Below are 16,241 nucleotides of genomic sequence, written 5' to 3' on the forward strand. Positions count from 1 at the left end.
CAGCACGTTGTGGGCCGCAAGGATTCTATCATTCTCCGACTAGAATCCTACGAAATATCTCGACAGCAGATTCGACCTGATCAATGCTGATCATCTCTTCCTTGCCATGGGAATATCTGGCATCTCCCGGGCCGAGGACGATGCTGGCTTCGCATATCTGAGCGAGGACGCCGGCCTCACTTCCATACGAGAAGCGATCCGGCTCACATGTTCCCGTCACTGACGTGATAGCCGAGAAGAGATCCGTCATCACGGGTATAGTCAGCGGTGCGTCATTGGCAGGAGAAATGAATGTCAGCGGATCCATCACGAAATCTACACCCTCGGGAAGGATTTCGCGCAATTCATCCTCTATTTTACGGGCGAAGTCTTCACCAGTAGTACCCGGGAGGAATCGCGCATCGAACCAAACCGCTACTTCACGCGCGACAAGATTCATTCCGCCACTGCTTTTCATTTTTGTGACGGTTATGCTGGGATGCCCAAGCGTCGAGCTTCCCGGTGTTCGCGCATAGGACTCATTCAGCGATTCCACGGCGGAGATGAGGTGTGCTGCAGACACAATGGCGGAGCCCTGCTTCGGGTATGCGGCGTGGATCCCGTTGCCATTTACCTTAAACGCACCTCGAATGATTCCCTTCTGTGCCACGATAGGAATCAGATTCGTGGGCTCGCCGGTAATACCCAGAGTAGGTCGCATTCCATGCAACGTGAGCTGCTGCGCGCCGAGCAGCAGGCATTCCTCGTCAATCGTGGCGGCGATGTAGGCCTCGCGCCTGTGAGGCGACTGGGCCGCAGCACAGAAGGCGGTCAACATGGAGGCAAGCGATCCCTTGGCATCCGCACTGCCCCGCCCGTACAGGTCCCGTCCTTCTTGGATCGGCTGATAGCCGGATCGTGGACCATTGGCCGGATAGGTATCCATGTGCCCGGTGAGCAGAATGATGGCGTCATCTGCACGGCCGCTGCGTTCGACGTGACCGATAATGTTGCACCGGCCGTCCTTTACCTGCTGCAGCTCGACCTCGATGCCGGCCGTTTGTAGGTAGTTGGCTATATAATGGCCTAGCTCCTGCTCATCGTCCTCTGCAGTGGAGCCCGGCAGAAGCGGGTTCACACTGCGGATTGCGATCATCTGCTTGAGTAGCTCAACCGAATCAAGCATGCAGTGCGACCCCTAGCAGATGCGGATTCTCCTTGATCACATGATCATAGGAATCCTGGAACTGCATAAATACTGCCTTGCCCAGTGGCGAGAAGATGTCGTCTGTGAACTTTCCTATCAGGGACAGATCGCGTGCATGACGAAGCAGCACGGCGTCCAGATGCCGGCGGAAGGCAGATTCCAGCCCGTCAACGCCAAGTTCTCGATCCAACACTGCGAGCACTATCTGGGACTCCATGTGCTCTGTGTAGAGACCGTGGAAGGCATCGTAGATGCTGCGGGGATCGCTATCGCCAAGGAAATCGGAAAGGGCTGCTTCAGGTTCCGCGATGAAGAATTCACCCCTGTTCAGGGTAGCTTCACTGAACAGGACGTGGCCACCCTGATGAGTTATTTCCTCGACGAAGTAGTTGATGCCCGCATCTGCTGGAACATTAAGAAAGAGCATCCCATGCATGCCAAGCGCTGCAAATGATTCGGCACTTGGATGCTGGAAGAGGAGGATCGCTTGGAGGGACTCGACAAGCGCTGTGTGGAAATCTGGGCCTGCATGATCAATCAAGCCCAGCGCCTTGGAGATGCTCTCAACATACCGTTGCGGATTATCGACGATTTTCAGGTTCTCAGGTGCATCTATGTGTTGCTCTAGGAAATTGACCAGGACGGGATCGATGTGCTCGATGATCTCGATCTGGGTGTTCGGCACGAAGGTGCTTGTCCGGACTTCGCACCACTTCTCGACTCCGTCCTCGGCAGGGAAGGAGAAAGCCTGCTTAGCGGGCGAGTACGTAGCTGTAAGATCCGCATCAGGCATACCGGTCGCGATATGGCCGATTCCCGGGAAGGTTGCTATGCCCGCCTTGTCCGTGCGTACGCGACGGGAGCCGGACTGATCACTTGCCTTCGAGAGGGTCAATTGCGACAGGGTCATGGATTCAAACCCTGGAACTGCCAACTGCGAATAGAGTCTCGGTTCGAAGAAGGCATCTACCGGCAATTCGGCATCTACCTTTGCGACATCAGGCAGGTTCTCGGTGGACAGCATACGGATTACCTGAGCCAACTCGCTCCGCGCGGCAATACGTCGTTCACCAAGGAGTCCTTCAAATTCCAGATGTCCCGCCGGCGCCATAAGTGCCTGCCCCCTCATTTTGCGATCATTGTTCTGATTGGAGAAACCGCGGTGGCAGCCGCCATCTGGAGCTGCCACCGCGATTGACGACTACTCCGCAGCCGGCTTCGGGTCGTCGCAGTTCTGGCAACCGCGCTTGACGGCACCGGTGGAAAGCTGGCGAAGGATGTCGGAAGAGATGTTCATTTTCTGCCTCCAGTCAATAATGTCCGCGCCCTTGTCGGCGCGGTAATTAGATTTACAGAATTTCGAGAAGCTGTCAACCCTGTATTTCGGTAGACCCGTTTCCGGGATGCCGAAATCATATTCACCTTGAAGCAATGGCCCATCATTCTGGAACTCTGCTCAGGAGCGCGAGAGAGTTCCGCGATAGGGCCTGCCCTCGGCGTGATTCTTGCCTCTGCTCATGCTCTGGCTACGCACATGGGGTGAAATAGGATCTCACAGCAATCCTGGTATCAGACGGGCTCATCATTCAAGCCCTCCTAGCCTACGGATTGCTGTGATCAATCTATCAATGGGAGTCGTATAGCTCGACGGTTTGTCAGTCGGCAGTAATCAGCCCGGCGGCCTCGAAGGCTTCGTGGGCGAGCGGTGAGTCGAGCGCTCCGACTTCTCGGAAATAGCGGACGGTCGCTCGAGAGGACTTACCTATGGCCGTTCTGGTGTCGTCGGCAGGGTACGACTCGCTGATAATCTCTGCCGCTTCTTCGATACTGAAGCCGGCGTCCCCGAGCGTCAGGGCGATAGCGAGGTAGTCCGGCTCAAGGAATGCAGTGATGAGATCGGGGATGAGTGGCCCTATTCGGTTTCGTTCTGAGGCAGCAAGTTCCTGCCAGAAGAAGTCGAGCAGGGTGCGGAAGTAGGCATGGTGTCTTCCCTCGTCCTCGGCGTGGTCCTGGACGAGGTCCCGCACTGCCGTCGGCAGTCGCCGATCCCGGGGCAGATCGGACAGGATTGAGGAGATCAGGGTTTCACTCACGATGGAGAAGGCCAGATCGGCCGCTCCACGCAGATCGTGGTCCATGGCCCCACGGATTTTGTCCAGCCGTCCTATGAAGGACAAGTGGTCCGGTACACATGCTTCGAAGCCCGTCTGCCGCTCCACCTGTCGAGACAGGTCGTCAGAGAACTGGGCATGCCACGCCTCGTCAGTTGTGATCTTGAAGGCATCATCCCGCATTGCTGCCGGCAGCTCGAGCCCGGCTCGACCACGACTGATGTTCATGGTCACGGGCATCACTGCGACTTGCTCGAGCTCCGTGGTGAAGTACAGATACTGATGAAGCCGCTGCGCGAGGATGCGCTCCGTCACGGCGTTCGGTTTGGAACTCACGAGCGGGTGCGCCACCACTGGCATCAATTCGGGTGGAAAGTAGAGCTGGCCGGTGTCTGGGACAGTCAGCAGCCGCTGGGGCTTGACCCTCACGCTCGCGCGTGTGTCCCAGCGGGTGAACTTGCTGACGTACTGGTCTGCCAGCGGGGAACCGGGGGTGCTCAGAACTGTGAGGGCGTCCCGTAGGTACGAGCGCTGCTTGTTCGGCTCCATGGCTTAGGTCTCTTCGCTTACAGGTGTGCCGATGCTCTTCTGGCTGCCGGCCGGCCCGATTCGTCGCACATCGCGCAGGGCCAGGACTCCGACGGTGGAGACCACCATCAGTGCGGCAGCCGCGTAGAGCGTTGCCTTGGCTCCGATCGCCACTGCCAGAGGGCCGGCCAGGGCCATGCCCAAGGGACTAAGTGCGGTCGAGAGCAGCCAGTCGTAGGCGGAAACACGGGAGATGCGATCGGCTGGGACATGCTGCTGGACCGTGGTGTCCCAAAGGGTGCCCATCAGCCCGAGAGCAAAAGACATGATTCCGGCACCTACTGCAATGAGCGCCGTGTGGGCTTCCAGCGCGATGAGTGCCAGCGGGATCGCGCCCAGGGCCAGGCAGATGTTTGCCAAGACCAGCGGATGAGAGGTGCGGATACGCAGAGAGAGCAGCGCTCCGGCGAATGCACCGATTGTCGCACCTTGAGCGATAGCCCCCCAGGCAACCTCGCCGCCCAAGCCTGTGATCACCGTTGCCGCACCGACAGTGAAGTAGGCGGTTCTGGAAAGGTTCCACAGGCCGTGAGCTAGGAAGTTGGTCCACAGCCAGGTGCGTTCACGCACCTCGACCCAGCCATCTCGGAGTTCCGTTAGGAAGCTGTCGCGTTGTGGGGCCGTGTGGGCAATGCGTAGCCGACTGAGCGTCAGGACGTTGACTGCAAACGTGCCCCCGTCGATGACCATGGCCCAACCCGGTCCGATGGTGAGCGCGATGCTGGTGGCTGCAGCGGGGCCTATCAGCATCGCTGAGCGCCTTGAGACCGCCATGAATGCGTTTGCCTGCTGAAGCAGCCCGGGGGCAACCGTCGAGGCAACCAGGCCGCTGGAGGCCGGCAGGAAGAAGCCCGAAGCAGCTCCCACACAGGCGGATGCCACCATCAACTCGGTGAGGCCAGCTTGGCCGCTCACTATCTGCACGCCCAGGAAGACGTGCGCGACAGCACGGGTCGCGTCTGCCGCCATCATCACCTTCTGCCTGGGCAGTCGGTCGGCCCAGACGCCTCCGATGAGGAGGAAGAGACCTTCTCCTACCGCGGCGCTGGCCAGTACCAGACCCAGATCCGTGGCCGATCCGATCCCCTTCACCAGCGCGATGGTCAGAGCCACCGGGAAGACGGCGCTCCCCGCATAAGAGAGGGTTTGTCCGAACCAGAGAAGACGGAATCTGCTGTCCCCTAAAGGCCCGCTTACAGCCTGCGTCTTGCACAGATTCATGATCGGGACTCTAGCAGCACACTTACGTCGCAACGCGAATGAATTTAACGGCGTCGAGTTATCCGACATCCATAGAAAGTCCTTTGCACTCCGAAATGTCCGAATCCGTCTAGCCTTTGTGCACCCAGTCCAAGTCATGAAGATTCGGACGTAGCCGCCATACCGATCACCCCACGAGTCATTCACGCGAGGCATACATGACTGGCGAGGTTGACGGATGATCAACTGGCGGGTGACAATGCAGTCGCTAGCCGGATCCCATCTCTGACGTGGGATGATCCGGCCAGGGGGTGTGCTGGCCTAGAGCTGGCAGGGGGCGGCTGGTTCACGTTTGCGGAAGATCCAGCCTCTGAGGTCGCGTTCATATCGGACAATTTACTTCTCCGTGACCGAACCGGAGACGACCGCAGGTCCTGACACCCTCAAACCATTTGCAGAAATGGGGGTGAATTCTCATGAAGCAGTACATCAAGCCGTCGGCCAAGAAGGTCGGCTTCGGCACGATCATCGCGACCACCAAGTAAGTAGGTCACCGGGTACGCGTCACATGTTGGTTTGATGTGACGCGTACCCGGTGATTAATCCTGAGTCCGGCTCGCGTTGCAATGAAGGTGAATGACATGTGCGGAATCGCTGGTGTTGCCCGGATCGACGGCGGCATGCTGACACCTGCTGCGGACGAGCTGCTGCGCAACTTGGCCTGTACCCTTGCCCACCGCGGTCCCGACGATGAGCGACTGCTGCGTGAGGACCAAGTCGGCCTCGCCTTCACCCGGCTGTCGCTGGTGGATCCTGTGGGAGGAGGGCAGCCTCTGATCAGCGAGGACGGATCTGTCGTCCTGATCGCAAACGGTGAGGTCTACAACCACCGTGAGTTGGCCGCTTCCCTTCCCGCCGGCGCCCGCTTCAAGACCCAGTCGGACTGCGAGGTGCTCCTGCACCTCTACCAGCGTGACGGACTCAACTTCCTCAACCAGGTGAACGGCATGTTCGCTGTGGTCCTGTGGGACAGACGGAGGAACAAGCTCCTCTTCTGTCGGGACCGATTCGGCATCAAGCCGTTGTTCTTCCATCGCAACCGGGAGCGAATCGTCTTCGCCTCGGAGATCAAGGCCCTGTTCGCGGACACCGCAACACCCAGGCGTCTGGACTGGAGCGGAGCACTCGCCGACTACGGACTGAGTTCGACACCGGCTCTGACTCACGAACCGATCAACACCTGGTTCGAGGACGTCGAGCTGGCACCGGCTGCGACGGTGATGGAGATAGACCTCGCGGACGGGTCGACCCGCGAACACCGCTACTGGTCTCTGCCTGGTGCGGCTGCCGACTCCGATGCCTCGGACGAGGAGTACGTCGCGCGCTACCGTGACCTGCTGACCGAGTCAGTCCAGGACTGTGCCATGGCCGACGCTGAGCTCGGGCTCTTCCTCAGCGGAGGCATTGACTCGGCATCGGTCGCTGCTCTGGCCGGCCAGAGTGGGCTGCAGACCTTCACCGCACTGACCGGAGCGACCGTTGTCAACGGAGACGCCGAGTGGGGTCATCGCGCGGCCAAGATGCTCGGTGTGCCGAACGAGCAAATCCTCTTCGACAGCGAGCGCGTTCCGGGTGTCGAAGAATGGAAGAGCCTGCTGTGGCTCTCCGAAACCCCGCTCTGTGGTCCTGAACAGTTCTACAAGTACGAACTGCATCGCCACGCTCGCCTGAAGCACCCTGAGATCAAAGGCATGCTGCTGGGCGCTGCTGCTGACGAGTTCAACGGGGGGTACGCCACCGAGTATGCCGGCGGTGGCGGCTGGGAGGACTTCCTTGCCAACATCGGCGGGATGTCTCGCCGGAAGGCGCTGGATGACCGTCCTCGACTTGCGGGCTGGTGGGAGGTCTCCGACCTGCCGCTGCTCAACGACGCGGCCGCGTACGCGGGCCGGGGCATCGAGGCACCGGATCCCTACGACGCGTTCATTGCCTGGAAGTACCGCAGTCTTCAGCAGTACAACGTCTGGCATGAGGACCGGACCGCGGCCGGAAACAGCGTCGAGGCCCGAGTGCCGTTCCTCGACCACCGCCTTGTCGAGCTGGTGGCATCGATCCCTGCAGCCCGTCGTGAAGCCCTGCTCTGGGACAAGCGCATCCTTCGTCAGGCGATGGTAGGCATCCTCCCTGCGGAGCTGATCAACCGGCCGAAGGTTCCCTTCTTCCACGGTGCGGGAGAACGCCACACTTACCGTACGTTCGTCCGCATGCTGACCCAGCGCGATGGTGCACTCCTCGATGAGGCGTTGTCCTCCGAGCGGGCCCGTGAGTTCATCCACCAGGACGGTATCCGTGAGAGTCTCCGGCGTCTGGAGCGCGATCCCATGGACGGGAGCGTCGAACATCTCCTGCGGCTGGTCAATCTCGGCCTGCTCGAGCGCATGACCATGGATCTCCCGGTTGCGCCGGCAGCCGCATTCAAGGCCCCGGAACCCGTGACCTTCGCCTATTCCGATTGGGACGAGAGCGAGGATCGGATCCGGGAGGTCGCCCTGTGGAAGCACCCCGTGGACCTTGCCACTGTGTATGCGGTCCGGCCGGACACGCTCCTTGTCTGTGCACCTACGGAGCCGGGTACTTGGTATCTCCTGGTCGACGGTGCGTGCCAGTTCGTCCTCGATGAACAGGAAGAGCCCGCGCTCGTGGCGATACTGCGCGCTCTGGACGGTGAGACCTCCTTGGAGAAGCTCTTGGCCGTCACCGGTCGGCCGCTCGCTGCAGTCAGGCCTTTGCTGGAAGAAGTACTTGATCTCGGCCTCGTCGTCGAGGCTGCCACGAAGGGAGCCATGGATGTCTGAGGACCGCAGTCACCAGTTGGACCAACTGCGCACGATGGGGCTGCTGCCCCCGTCCTGGGTCTGTGTATTCGAGGCGGGCTCACTCGTCCGAGGCTGGGGCAACGCCTCGAGTGATGTTGACCTCTACGTGGTCTCTGACGAGCCCTGGACGAGTGATGGGGCCTCGCGCCACTCCGTGCCACTCATGCCCACCGACGTACTGGGGGAAGAGACGTTTGTCGGCGGGATGCGTTGGGACATGCGCTACTGGACGCTTAGCCAGGTTGAGCAGGTCCTGGCCAAGGTGACTTGGGATGTTTTCAAGCAGGGGACCGTCGAGCTTGTCCTGCGTGAGGTCCAGTTGCTGGACCGGCTCACCTTCGGCGCGGCGGCGGGCGGGCATGAGCTGCTGTCGGACTGGCGTGCCCGGGTAGAGGCATCGGCGTTCCGGTCCGTCCTTGCGGCACGCGCGCTCAATATGGCCGACTCCCGCGTCGAGGACGCCGTGGGGCAGCTGGAGGCCGGCGACCTGGACAGCGCCGTCCTTTCTGCCCGAGCAGCGTTCCAGTTCACAGTCGATGCACTCCTTGCCTCCGTCGGTGAATGCGGGCCGGGCGAGAAGTGGAGGGCCCGCAGAGTCCGGGCGGCAGCACCGTCCGTATTGCCGTATGACAAGTACTGGGCCCTGGAGACCATGCGTTCACTGGACCTTGCCGACCCCGCGCCCTGGATCAACGAGGTGATCTCGGTCTGCCGCGGCATCACGATGGAAGTGGCCGTCTGATGGCCGGGGCGAGCCCGGTATCCGGGCAGTCGGTTCCGTCCGTCCGCCCCGACATCCGGGTGCGCAATATCGGTGGCACCTTGGTGATCGCAGTTCCCGAGCAGGCTTTCGAACTCGTGGAGACGACCGCGTTCATCTGGAAGCGGATCGACGGGGTGCTCTCGGTCGACGAGATCGGACAACTCCTCGCCCAGGAGTACGAAGTCGACATCGAGACCGCTGTCGCGGACACGATCGAAGTCCTTTCAGAACTGGCGCAATACGGGGCAATCCATGTGTGAGCTGACAGTGAGCGAAGTGATCAGGGCATGGCGTGACCCTCTGTTCCGGGCCGGTCTCAGCGATCAAGAGCGGGCAGCGCTTCCTCCCCATCCGTCGGGTGACATCGATATCCCCAGCCTGAGCCGGGAATAGCAAGACCAGAACGAGAGGCGACACGGTGCTGGACCGATTCCTCGATGATTCCCGTTGGTGGTCGGGGCTCACGCTGGCGGAGCGTGCCACAGTCGAAGATTCCAAGCACGACCCTTCTGAGCACGGACGCGCTGTGGCACGCGTGCGCGTGTGGCAGGAGGGTCTGCTCGTTCCGGGCCTGCACTTGGAATCGGATGTTTTGAGCGCTCGGTGGGGCCTGTCTCCTGACCATCTGCTCAAGTTGGCTGGGGAGTCCGCGCGCGGACTGAAGGAGCGTCTTCCCGGTACGCCCGAGTGGGTAGGTATCCTGGTCGATGCATGGACGAGGTTCGCCGGGACTTCCCTCCCCACAGCCGATACGGGTATCGATGTCCCGATGGCCTGGCTGGAGCCGCTCGCGGGGTGGGCGCGCGCGGAAGTTCAAGAGCGTCTCGGAGCAGCGGGGCGGCTTCCCGATGTCCATCCCTTGTTCGGCATGGACATGAAGACCCTGCGCATGATGGTCCAGCGGACGCTGGCACTCGAACTCAACGCTGCCCGCCTGGAAGGCCGCCTCGACGGGCCGACCCCGGAAGCCCGGTTCGATGCATTCGGCGAGAGCCTCCTGGAGCCTGCACGGGCCTTGGACTTCCTGGCCGACTACCCTGTGCTGGCCCGCGGGCTGGTAGAGCATCTCCAGCAGTGGATCCATGTCCGGGCAGAGTTCGCCGAGCGGTTCACTGCCGACTTCGGTGTACTGCGTGAGAGGTTCGCGCTGTCTGGCGAGGGTCTTCAGGATGTGGCCGGTCTTTCCTTCGGTGCCGGCGATGCACACCGTGGCGGGCGCACTGTGGCCATCCTCGACTTCCGTGACGGCAACAGGCTGGTCTACAAGCCACGCAGCTTCGCGGTAGACACACACGTGAACCGTCTTCTGGGGTGGGTCAACGACCGAAACCCGCGGCACCTGTTGCGGCCGACACGCCTTCTCGAGCGTCCGGGCTACGGTTGGAGCGCCTTCATTGCAGCCGAGCCCTGCACCGACTCGGAGGCTCTCGCCAGATTTGCCTGGCGGCTAGGGGCCCATCTCGCCCTGTTCCACGTGCTGGGCTGCTACGACATGCACCTGGAGAACCTGATCGCAGCGGGTGAGCACCCGGCGTTCATCGACCTGGAGGCGCTGTTCCACACCGAGCCGGCCTCCGACGCTGATCATGATCCCGTGGGCGCGCTTCTTCGAAGCTCGGTCCTCGCCGTGGGTCTGCTTCCGCAGCGTGTGGTGGAGGTCGACGAGGTGGGTGTCCGGGCCATGGAGATCAGCGGCATGGCTGGGGGTGCGGCTCGAGACGAGTTCGAGATACGGCCCGCCGCCGTCCTAGCGGACGGTGGCACGGACCGGCTCAGGATCGCACGCAAGCGGGTGCCCGTAGGCGGGACGGCCAACCGTCCCATTCTGGACGGTAGGCCCGCCAGCCCGCCGGCCATGCGCCGCGATCTGATCATGGGATTCGAGGACTGCTACCGGATTCTTCTCGCCAGCCGCGATGACCTGTGCCACGAGCTGGACATATTCGCTGACGCCGACGTACGGACCGTACTGCGTAACACCTCGGATTACAGAGTCTTGCTTGAGGAATCGTGGCACCCGGATGTCCTGAGGGACAGCCTCGACCGCCGGTACCTGTTTGAGGCTCTGGATCCCGACGCGGAGGGCGACGCCGAAGTCCTGGCCAGCGAAATCGCACAGCTTGGCTGTGGGGATGTTCCCGTATTCTGCGCCAAGCCAGCCAGCCCGGCGCTCTTCGACCACAGTGGTCTGCTCGCGGACGATTATTTCCGTGAGACCGGGTTGGAGGCTGCACGGCATCGGCTGGAGAATCTGAGCGAAGAGCATCTCCGAGACCAGCTGTGGTTCGTGCACGCTTCCCTGGCCACGCGTGAGGTCGGCGGCCACCATCAGGAACCTGTTCGGCGTGGCCGGACACAGTGCCATCAGGGCACGGACTCCGAGATCGTGCTTGCTGCCGCGTCCCGTATCGGGGACCGCCTACTCGCAACAGTCCAGAGGGGCGCGGACGGGGTGGTGGAATGGGCCAACCTCAACCTGGTCGGTGAGCAGTACTGGGTGGTAGGCGCCAGCGGTCTGGGACTGTATTCGGGAGTGACCGGCATCGCCCTGTTCCTGGCAGAGCTGGCTTCTGTCACCGGGACCGCCCGCTACCAGCATGCAGCGCGCAGGGTCGTGGAGGCTCTCGCAGACCCTGACGGCATACCCGACCCTGAGGACCTCCGGGGAATGCCTGTCGGTGGGTTCGAGGATCTGTGCGGCGTGCTCATGCTGCTCATCCGGACTGGGTGCTTGTGGAAGGAGCCGGCGCTTCTCGATGTAGCCCAGTCTCTTGTACCGGCGATATCTCAGAACCTTGAGGACGACGAGACGTTCGGTGTGATCGGTGGTGCTGCGGGGGCTGCACTCGCGCTCATCTCCCTGAACGCCGCACGTCCTCACGCACAGACGGTTGCCGCCGTGCATCAGGCGGGACAGATACTCGTGAGCCGTTCCAGGTCTCCCCACGGGCCCCCTGGATTCGGGTACGGCGCCGCGGGTCTCGCCTACGCGTTGTCCGCCATTGCCGATTTGACGGGTGACCACCGCTATACGGTAGCCGTGTCTCTTGCTCTGGCTGAGGAGAACTCTGCAGCGACCGTCGGGGCCAACGCCTGGTGTCGCGGACCTGCGGGCACGCTGCTCGCCACCGCAAGGATGGGGAGGCGGCCCGGCCTCGCAGGGCTTGCTTCCGTACAGCGAACCCTGCAGTCAGGGGTGGCCGACGACTCACTGTGTCACGGCGCCTTGGGGTTGGCCGAGGCTTTGCGGGCCGCCGGCGAGACCGCCGGTGATCCGGCGCTCGTCCGAGGCGCACGCCAGGCCGCAATGGCCGTAGCCCATCGAGTCCTCTCCGGCCAGGTGCGTACAGGTGTCCCGCACAACCTTTGGGTACCGGGCTTGATGAACGGTGCAGCCGGTATCGGGTACGGCCTGCTCCGCACAGCGCTACCAGTACGTGCAGTACCCGACATCCTCCTGCTGGGCACCTGAAGTGCCGCGAGGCCACGGGTGACGCATCCTGCTCGGAGCTCAGACGATGGTCCACCAGACGAGCGATTTAGCTGCCGGCGGCTCGGCCATGGAACTTACCCGCTTTCGCCTGAGGCTCGTGCTTCACTCACATTGAGAAAGGCGCATTCGACCTCCTTCCCAGGAGGACTCGCACTTCACCGCATCAACCGAAACTCTCGGCCCTACCCATGGAGCCGCACGAGAGACGATGCGGCGCATCCCTCATCTACCCCTTGACCGATATGGGAGCCTCTCGGATGGCGTGAATTGCATCCACCCAAAGGGACACTATAGGCTGGGCCTATGGAATCAAAGAGCACGTCGGAGAAGGCCAGTAGAGTTGACATCAAGGTATGCAAGGGACTCTTCAAGCCGAATCGGACTGACCGCGGTCTACTGGTCTCGATTGTCGGCTTCGACGGCTCGGGCAAAACTACGCAAATCGAACGCGTTGGTGAGGAGCTGCGCGCCCAGGGGCATGAGGTCGTAGAAACCCGGCAGCCGGCCGACTGGTATCGAGAACTCGCCGAGGTGCAGGTCTTTCACGACAACGGTGGCTCTGCAGAGTCAGCACGCATCCTCTCGCTGCTGGCGGCAGCCGACCGTCACCGGCATGTCATGGAGGTGGTCAATCCCGCCCTGGAGCGGGGTGCGATCGTCCTCTGCGACCGCTACGTTTACGCAACCTTCGGTGTATTCATTCACCGCGGGGTCGACTTCGATTTCCTGGCGACCATAAATAGCGGCATTCCCCGCCCGGACCACGCGTTCTACCTTCGCGTCCCCACCGATGAACTGCTCCGTCGACTGCGGATCCGCGACGGAGGCAAGCTGAAGTACGAGGAGAAGTCTGCAGATCGAGTCGAGTCGATCACTCGAACCTACGAAGAACTCGGCTCCGAGCTGACTCCGGTCGATGGCATGGCCTCAGCCGAGGAAATCACCTCGTCGATCCTGGATCATATGAAGGACTCTCTGCGAATCCGCAATGGGAACTAATCGGGCGAGTATCTGCGCTGACTGAAACCGGCACCCCCGGACTGTTGAGCAAGTATCACCTCACAGCCCGGGGTGCCCCTTTTTTGTATGTTCTCGCGTCACAGGGCGGCTTCAAGTTCCGGGTAGGAGCGGGCTGTCGGTGATGCCCCAGATCCAGATGGCGTGTTCGGGTGTGTCCCGGATCGCTCGGGTGGTCTTGGCGATGTTGTCCGCTCCCAACAGCCGCAGCCTGCCGATGGCCAGATTCCGCAAGGTGGCCATCGCTCGTGGCGCGCTGCCGGTGTGGACGGTGGAGGTGTCCTCGGCGAAGACCACATCTCTGACATGGTGGCTGGAGTTTTCGATTCCCCAGTGCCCGCGTACGTATCCGCCCAGGTCAGTAGGGCTGGCTTGGTGGGTATCGAGGCTGGTGACGGCGTAGACCGTCTCCCGGGCCTGCCGCTTGCCGCTCTCCTGGCGGCGCCGGTGGATGCGCAAGGCCAGCCGCGCTTCGGGGAAGGCGATCCCGCCCAGGTTCGCCGCGGCCATTGTCTTGACCGAGCGGGACTCCCGCCGCCCGTGCCCGGTCCCGGAGACCGTGTGCGCCACGGGTACCTGCTCCCATGGCAGGGCCTTGATCTGGGCCGACGCGGTGGGCTGGTTTCCTTTGATCACCGCGATGTAGTGGGCTTTTTTCTCCTGCACCAGCCAGCGCACCTGGTCCTTGACGCTGTGCAGGGCGTCGAAGATGACCACGGTGCCGGCCAGATCGAGTGGTTCCAGCAGCGGGCGGAAGGCGGCCGTCTCGTTGGTCTTGGCCCCCACCTCCCGCTGGGCCAGGGTGACGGTGGGGGCGTGGGTGACGGCGGACAGCAGGTGCCGGTGGCGCTGCTGCCGGTGTGCGGAGCCGGACAGCGCCTAGCCGTCGACCGCGATCGCCGGCCGCGGTGCCGAGCCGGTGCCGCCGGTATCGGTGTGGTCGCGTTCGGCCAGGTAGGCGCCGATCGCGGCGTCCAGGGCATCGCCGTCGAGGGCGGCCAGGAGCCGTGTGAGGGTGGCATGGGACAGGGCGCGTCGGCGTCCGGGCAAGTGGCGGCGGATGCCGAGCTGTCCCAGCACCGTGGTGGCGGCGCGCTGCCCCCACTCGGTGATCTCGGTGATGGTCCGGGCGCCGGAGACGACTGCGCAGGCGCAGATCAGCAGTAAGCCGACCAGGGGATACCACCGCCCGCGACGCGAACGCGGGTCGGGTACGCGCTGGAGGCGGGTACGCAGGCGGCCTGTGTCGTACTGGTGGAGGGGGCCCAGTTTCGCCAGGACGGCAGGGATCGGGGAGGATGGGGCGGCAGGCACGGGACCTCGATGTGATCAGCTGGCGTAGACACCTTGATGATCACCGGTCTCGTGCCTGGGCTGTTACTGCGTCAACTCCGCCCCACGCGGACGATCTACGCGATCCCGGAACTTCAACCGCCCTGCTCGCGTCATGCACCAGAATGAGATCCATCGGGGACTTGGCAATGAAATGGGCGCAAGATCCGTTGAGCGTCTGCCGATCCTGAGCTTGATGGCCTGCCACTCGGGACCGGACCGAGGCCGGTGCATCGCCCGGCTGCACGAGGTTCTTCTGCCAGAGTTGCGCACAGTCGGCCTGCTCGACACGGACGACGCCGCGATCGACGACCCTCGCGTCAGGGCGCTCAGAGGGTTTGGTTCTGACCTTGGACAGTCGCCCGGAGCCACCCAAGCGGCAAACATCACCGGATCACCAACCGCCACGGATCACCCCCTCGTTGTGCCGTTGACCGCGGAGACCGACCAGACGCCCCACAACTGATGCCGCTGAACGCTGTACCCCACATCCGCAGACGGCCCGGTTACCTCTGGTGGCTTTGTTCACGAGTTCGAGGTTCTGGCACAGATCTTGCGGTCGATGCCGACCACCCAGCCGGTCCGGCACAGCTCACGCGTCCTGTTCTCGCGGGCCACTACGACGTTGGCTCTGCCCCCCGCGACCTGCTGGACGGGCCGGCAGCCGCCGTCACCATGCTTCCTGAACTCCGCCAGGAAGGCTGGTGGTTGGACGACATAATGGCCCAGGGCGGGGTACTGCTCGAGCGGCTGGCCGACACCCCCCGAGCAATGGCGCGGAGTCTGCCGCCTGCACGTCAACTCCGCCATCCGCGTCCACCCGGAGTACCGCCGACTGGACTGATGGACCCTCCACCCCACTCCATAGGTCTACCAAGTGCCCGAGATATGACCGGGCTGGACAGTGGAATTCTGGCGGGACGGCTGGGAGCAGCACATCAGTGCCTACGGCAACTTCTTCCCCGCTCCGGCCGACACCAGTGCGGAAGCCAGGACCAGGCGCTTGCCGAGGCCAGGGAGCGCCGGGCCGCCCACCGGGCACAGATCAGCCGCCTGCAGACCCCACCTGACGTAGCACCGGCCGGATCACGGACGGCTGAGCGACGCCACGCCACTCAAGGGCCGTGGTCGTCAACGCCGGTGTATATCTGACGGTCGGGTGCAATATGGCGCTCACCCCACTCCCGCAGTGCCTGCAGAACCGGGAGAAGCCCCTGCCCGGCCGCCGTGAGCAGGTATTCGTCACGCGGGGGGTGGTCGCAGTACCGGCGGCGTTCGATGACCCCGGCCTCTTCCAGGGTGTGCAGGCGTAGCGCGAGCATCCGACGGGGGGCACCAGTGTTGATCTGGATGTCCGTGAATCGGTGGACCCCGAAACTCAGCTCCCGAAGGAAGAGCAGACTCCAGCGCCCGCCGACGATGTCGAGCGCGTCAGCGATGGAGCAGATCCGGGTAGCTCCGAGATTCGTCGTTTCACTCTGACTCACCGCGCCAGGATAGCTCTCGACAGTGGATACGGAACTCGAACCCGTAGACGAAATTGACACCGCTTCAGGAAAGTCTATGGCGGGACAAGACTGCCAAACCGCGAGCACTCACACGGTTGTCTCCCCAGGACGCGGACGGCTTCGGCGATAGGCGTGAGTTTGTCGGGACGGTGAGTATTCACGTTCAC

At 62.7% G+C, this 16,241-nt stretch carries 14 protein-coding genes; 6 read left to right on the forward strand and 8 right to left on the reverse strand.

The window, feature by feature from the left end; all coding sequences use genetic code 11:
* Positions 1-28: 28 nt before the first annotated feature.
* The 5 genes from OG624_RS40505 to OG624_RS40525 form a co-directional block, all read right to left on the reverse strand.
* Complete coding sequence (locus OG624_RS40505) at positions 29-1,165, reverse strand: M20 family metallopeptidase (protein ID WP_371640712.1); 1,137 nt, start codon at positions 1,163-1,165, stop codon at positions 29-31.
* Entirely contained in the window at positions 1,158-2,375 is a 1,218-nt protein-coding gene (locus OG624_RS40510; RefSeq protein ID WP_371640713.1) for a hypothetical protein, read from the reverse strand. Before OG624_RS40510 ends, OG624_RS40505 begins: the two co-directional genes overlap by 8 nt.
* 12 nt (positions 2,376-2,387) lie before the next feature.
* Positions 2,388-2,618, reverse strand: coding sequence for a hypothetical protein (locus OG624_RS40515; RefSeq protein WP_371640714.1), 231 nt, complete (start codon positions 2,616-2,618; stop codon positions 2,388-2,390).
* 223 nt (positions 2,619-2,841) lie between these two features.
* Positions 2,842-3,846 carry a diiron oxygenase gene (locus OG624_RS40520; protein WP_371640715.1) on the reverse strand — a complete coding sequence of 335 codons (1,005 nt, stop codon included), beginning with the start codon at positions 3,844-3,846 and terminating at the stop codon, positions 2,842-2,844.
* A 3-nt stretch (positions 3,847-3,849) separates the two neighbouring features.
* The gene (locus OG624_RS40525; protein ID WP_371640716.1) at positions 3,850-5,106 is read right to left on the reverse strand and encodes an MFS transporter; all 1,257 of its coding nucleotides are present in this window, start codon (positions 5,104-5,106) and stop codon (positions 3,850-3,852) included.
* A 620-nt stretch (positions 5,107-5,726) separates the two neighbouring features.
* On the opposite strand from OG624_RS40525, the gene asnB reads away from it, so the two are divergent.
* From asnB to tmk, 6 genes are all read left to right on the forward strand, one after another.
* Positions 5,727-7,940, forward strand: coding sequence for an asparagine synthase (glutamine-hydrolyzing) (gene asnB / locus OG624_RS40530; RefSeq protein ID WP_371640718.1), 2,214 nt, complete (start codon positions 5,727-5,729; stop codon positions 7,938-7,940).
* Positions 7,933-8,703 (forward strand): hypothetical protein, encoded by a 771-nt coding sequence (locus tag OG624_RS40535; protein WP_371640720.1) that lies wholly within the window; start codon positions 7,933-7,935, stop codon positions 8,701-8,703. The genes asnB and OG624_RS40535 overlap by 8 nt, the downstream gene beginning before the upstream one ends.
* Complete coding sequence (locus tag OG624_RS40540; protein WP_371640722.1) at positions 8,703-8,984, forward strand: PqqD family protein; 282 nt, start codon at positions 8,703-8,705, stop codon at positions 8,982-8,984. Before OG624_RS40535 ends, OG624_RS40540 begins: the two co-directional genes overlap by 1 nt.
* On the forward strand, positions 8,977-9,117 hold the full coding sequence (locus OG624_RS40545) for a mersacidin/lichenicidin family type 2 lantibiotic (protein ID WP_371640723.1): 141 nt from the start codon (positions 8,977-8,979) through the stop codon (positions 9,115-9,117). Before OG624_RS40540 ends, OG624_RS40545 begins: the two co-directional genes overlap by 8 nt.
* Positions 9,118-9,592: 475 nt before the next feature.
* A complete protein-coding gene (locus tag OG624_RS40550) occupies positions 9,593-12,196 on the forward strand; it encodes a type 2 lanthipeptide synthetase LanM family protein (RefSeq protein ID WP_371640724.1) in 2,604 nt (867 codons plus the stop codon).
* Positions 12,197-12,520: 324 nt separating this feature from the next.
* Positions 12,521-13,216, forward strand: a complete 696-nt coding sequence (gene tmk / locus OG624_RS40555) for a dTMP kinase (RefSeq protein WP_442759689.1) — start codon at positions 12,521-12,523, stop codon at positions 13,214-13,216.
* A 111-nt stretch (positions 13,217-13,327) separates the two neighbouring features.
* Here the strand turns inward: tmk and OG624_RS40560 are convergent, their stop codons facing one another.
* From OG624_RS40560 to OG624_RS40570, 3 genes are all read right to left on the reverse strand, one after another.
* Complete coding sequence (locus OG624_RS40560) at positions 13,328-14,110, reverse strand: ISAs1 family transposase (RefSeq protein ID WP_371640924.1); 783 nt, start codon at positions 14,108-14,110, stop codon at positions 13,328-13,330.
* 3 nt (positions 14,111-14,113) lie between these two features.
* A complete protein-coding gene (locus OG624_RS40565) occupies positions 14,114-14,548 on the reverse strand; it encodes a transposase family protein (RefSeq protein ID WP_371640725.1) in 435 nt (144 codons plus the stop codon).
* A 1,133-nt stretch (positions 14,549-15,681) separates the two neighbouring features.
* Entirely contained in the window at positions 15,682-16,053 is a 372-nt protein-coding gene (locus OG624_RS40570; protein WP_371640727.1) for a winged helix-turn-helix transcriptional regulator, read from the reverse strand.
* Positions 16,054-16,241 lie beyond the last annotated feature (188 nt).

The organism is Streptomyces virginiae (assembly GCF_041432505.1).
Lineage (GTDB): Bacteria > Actinomycetota > Actinomycetes > Streptomycetales > Streptomycetaceae > Streptomyces > Streptomyces virginiae_A.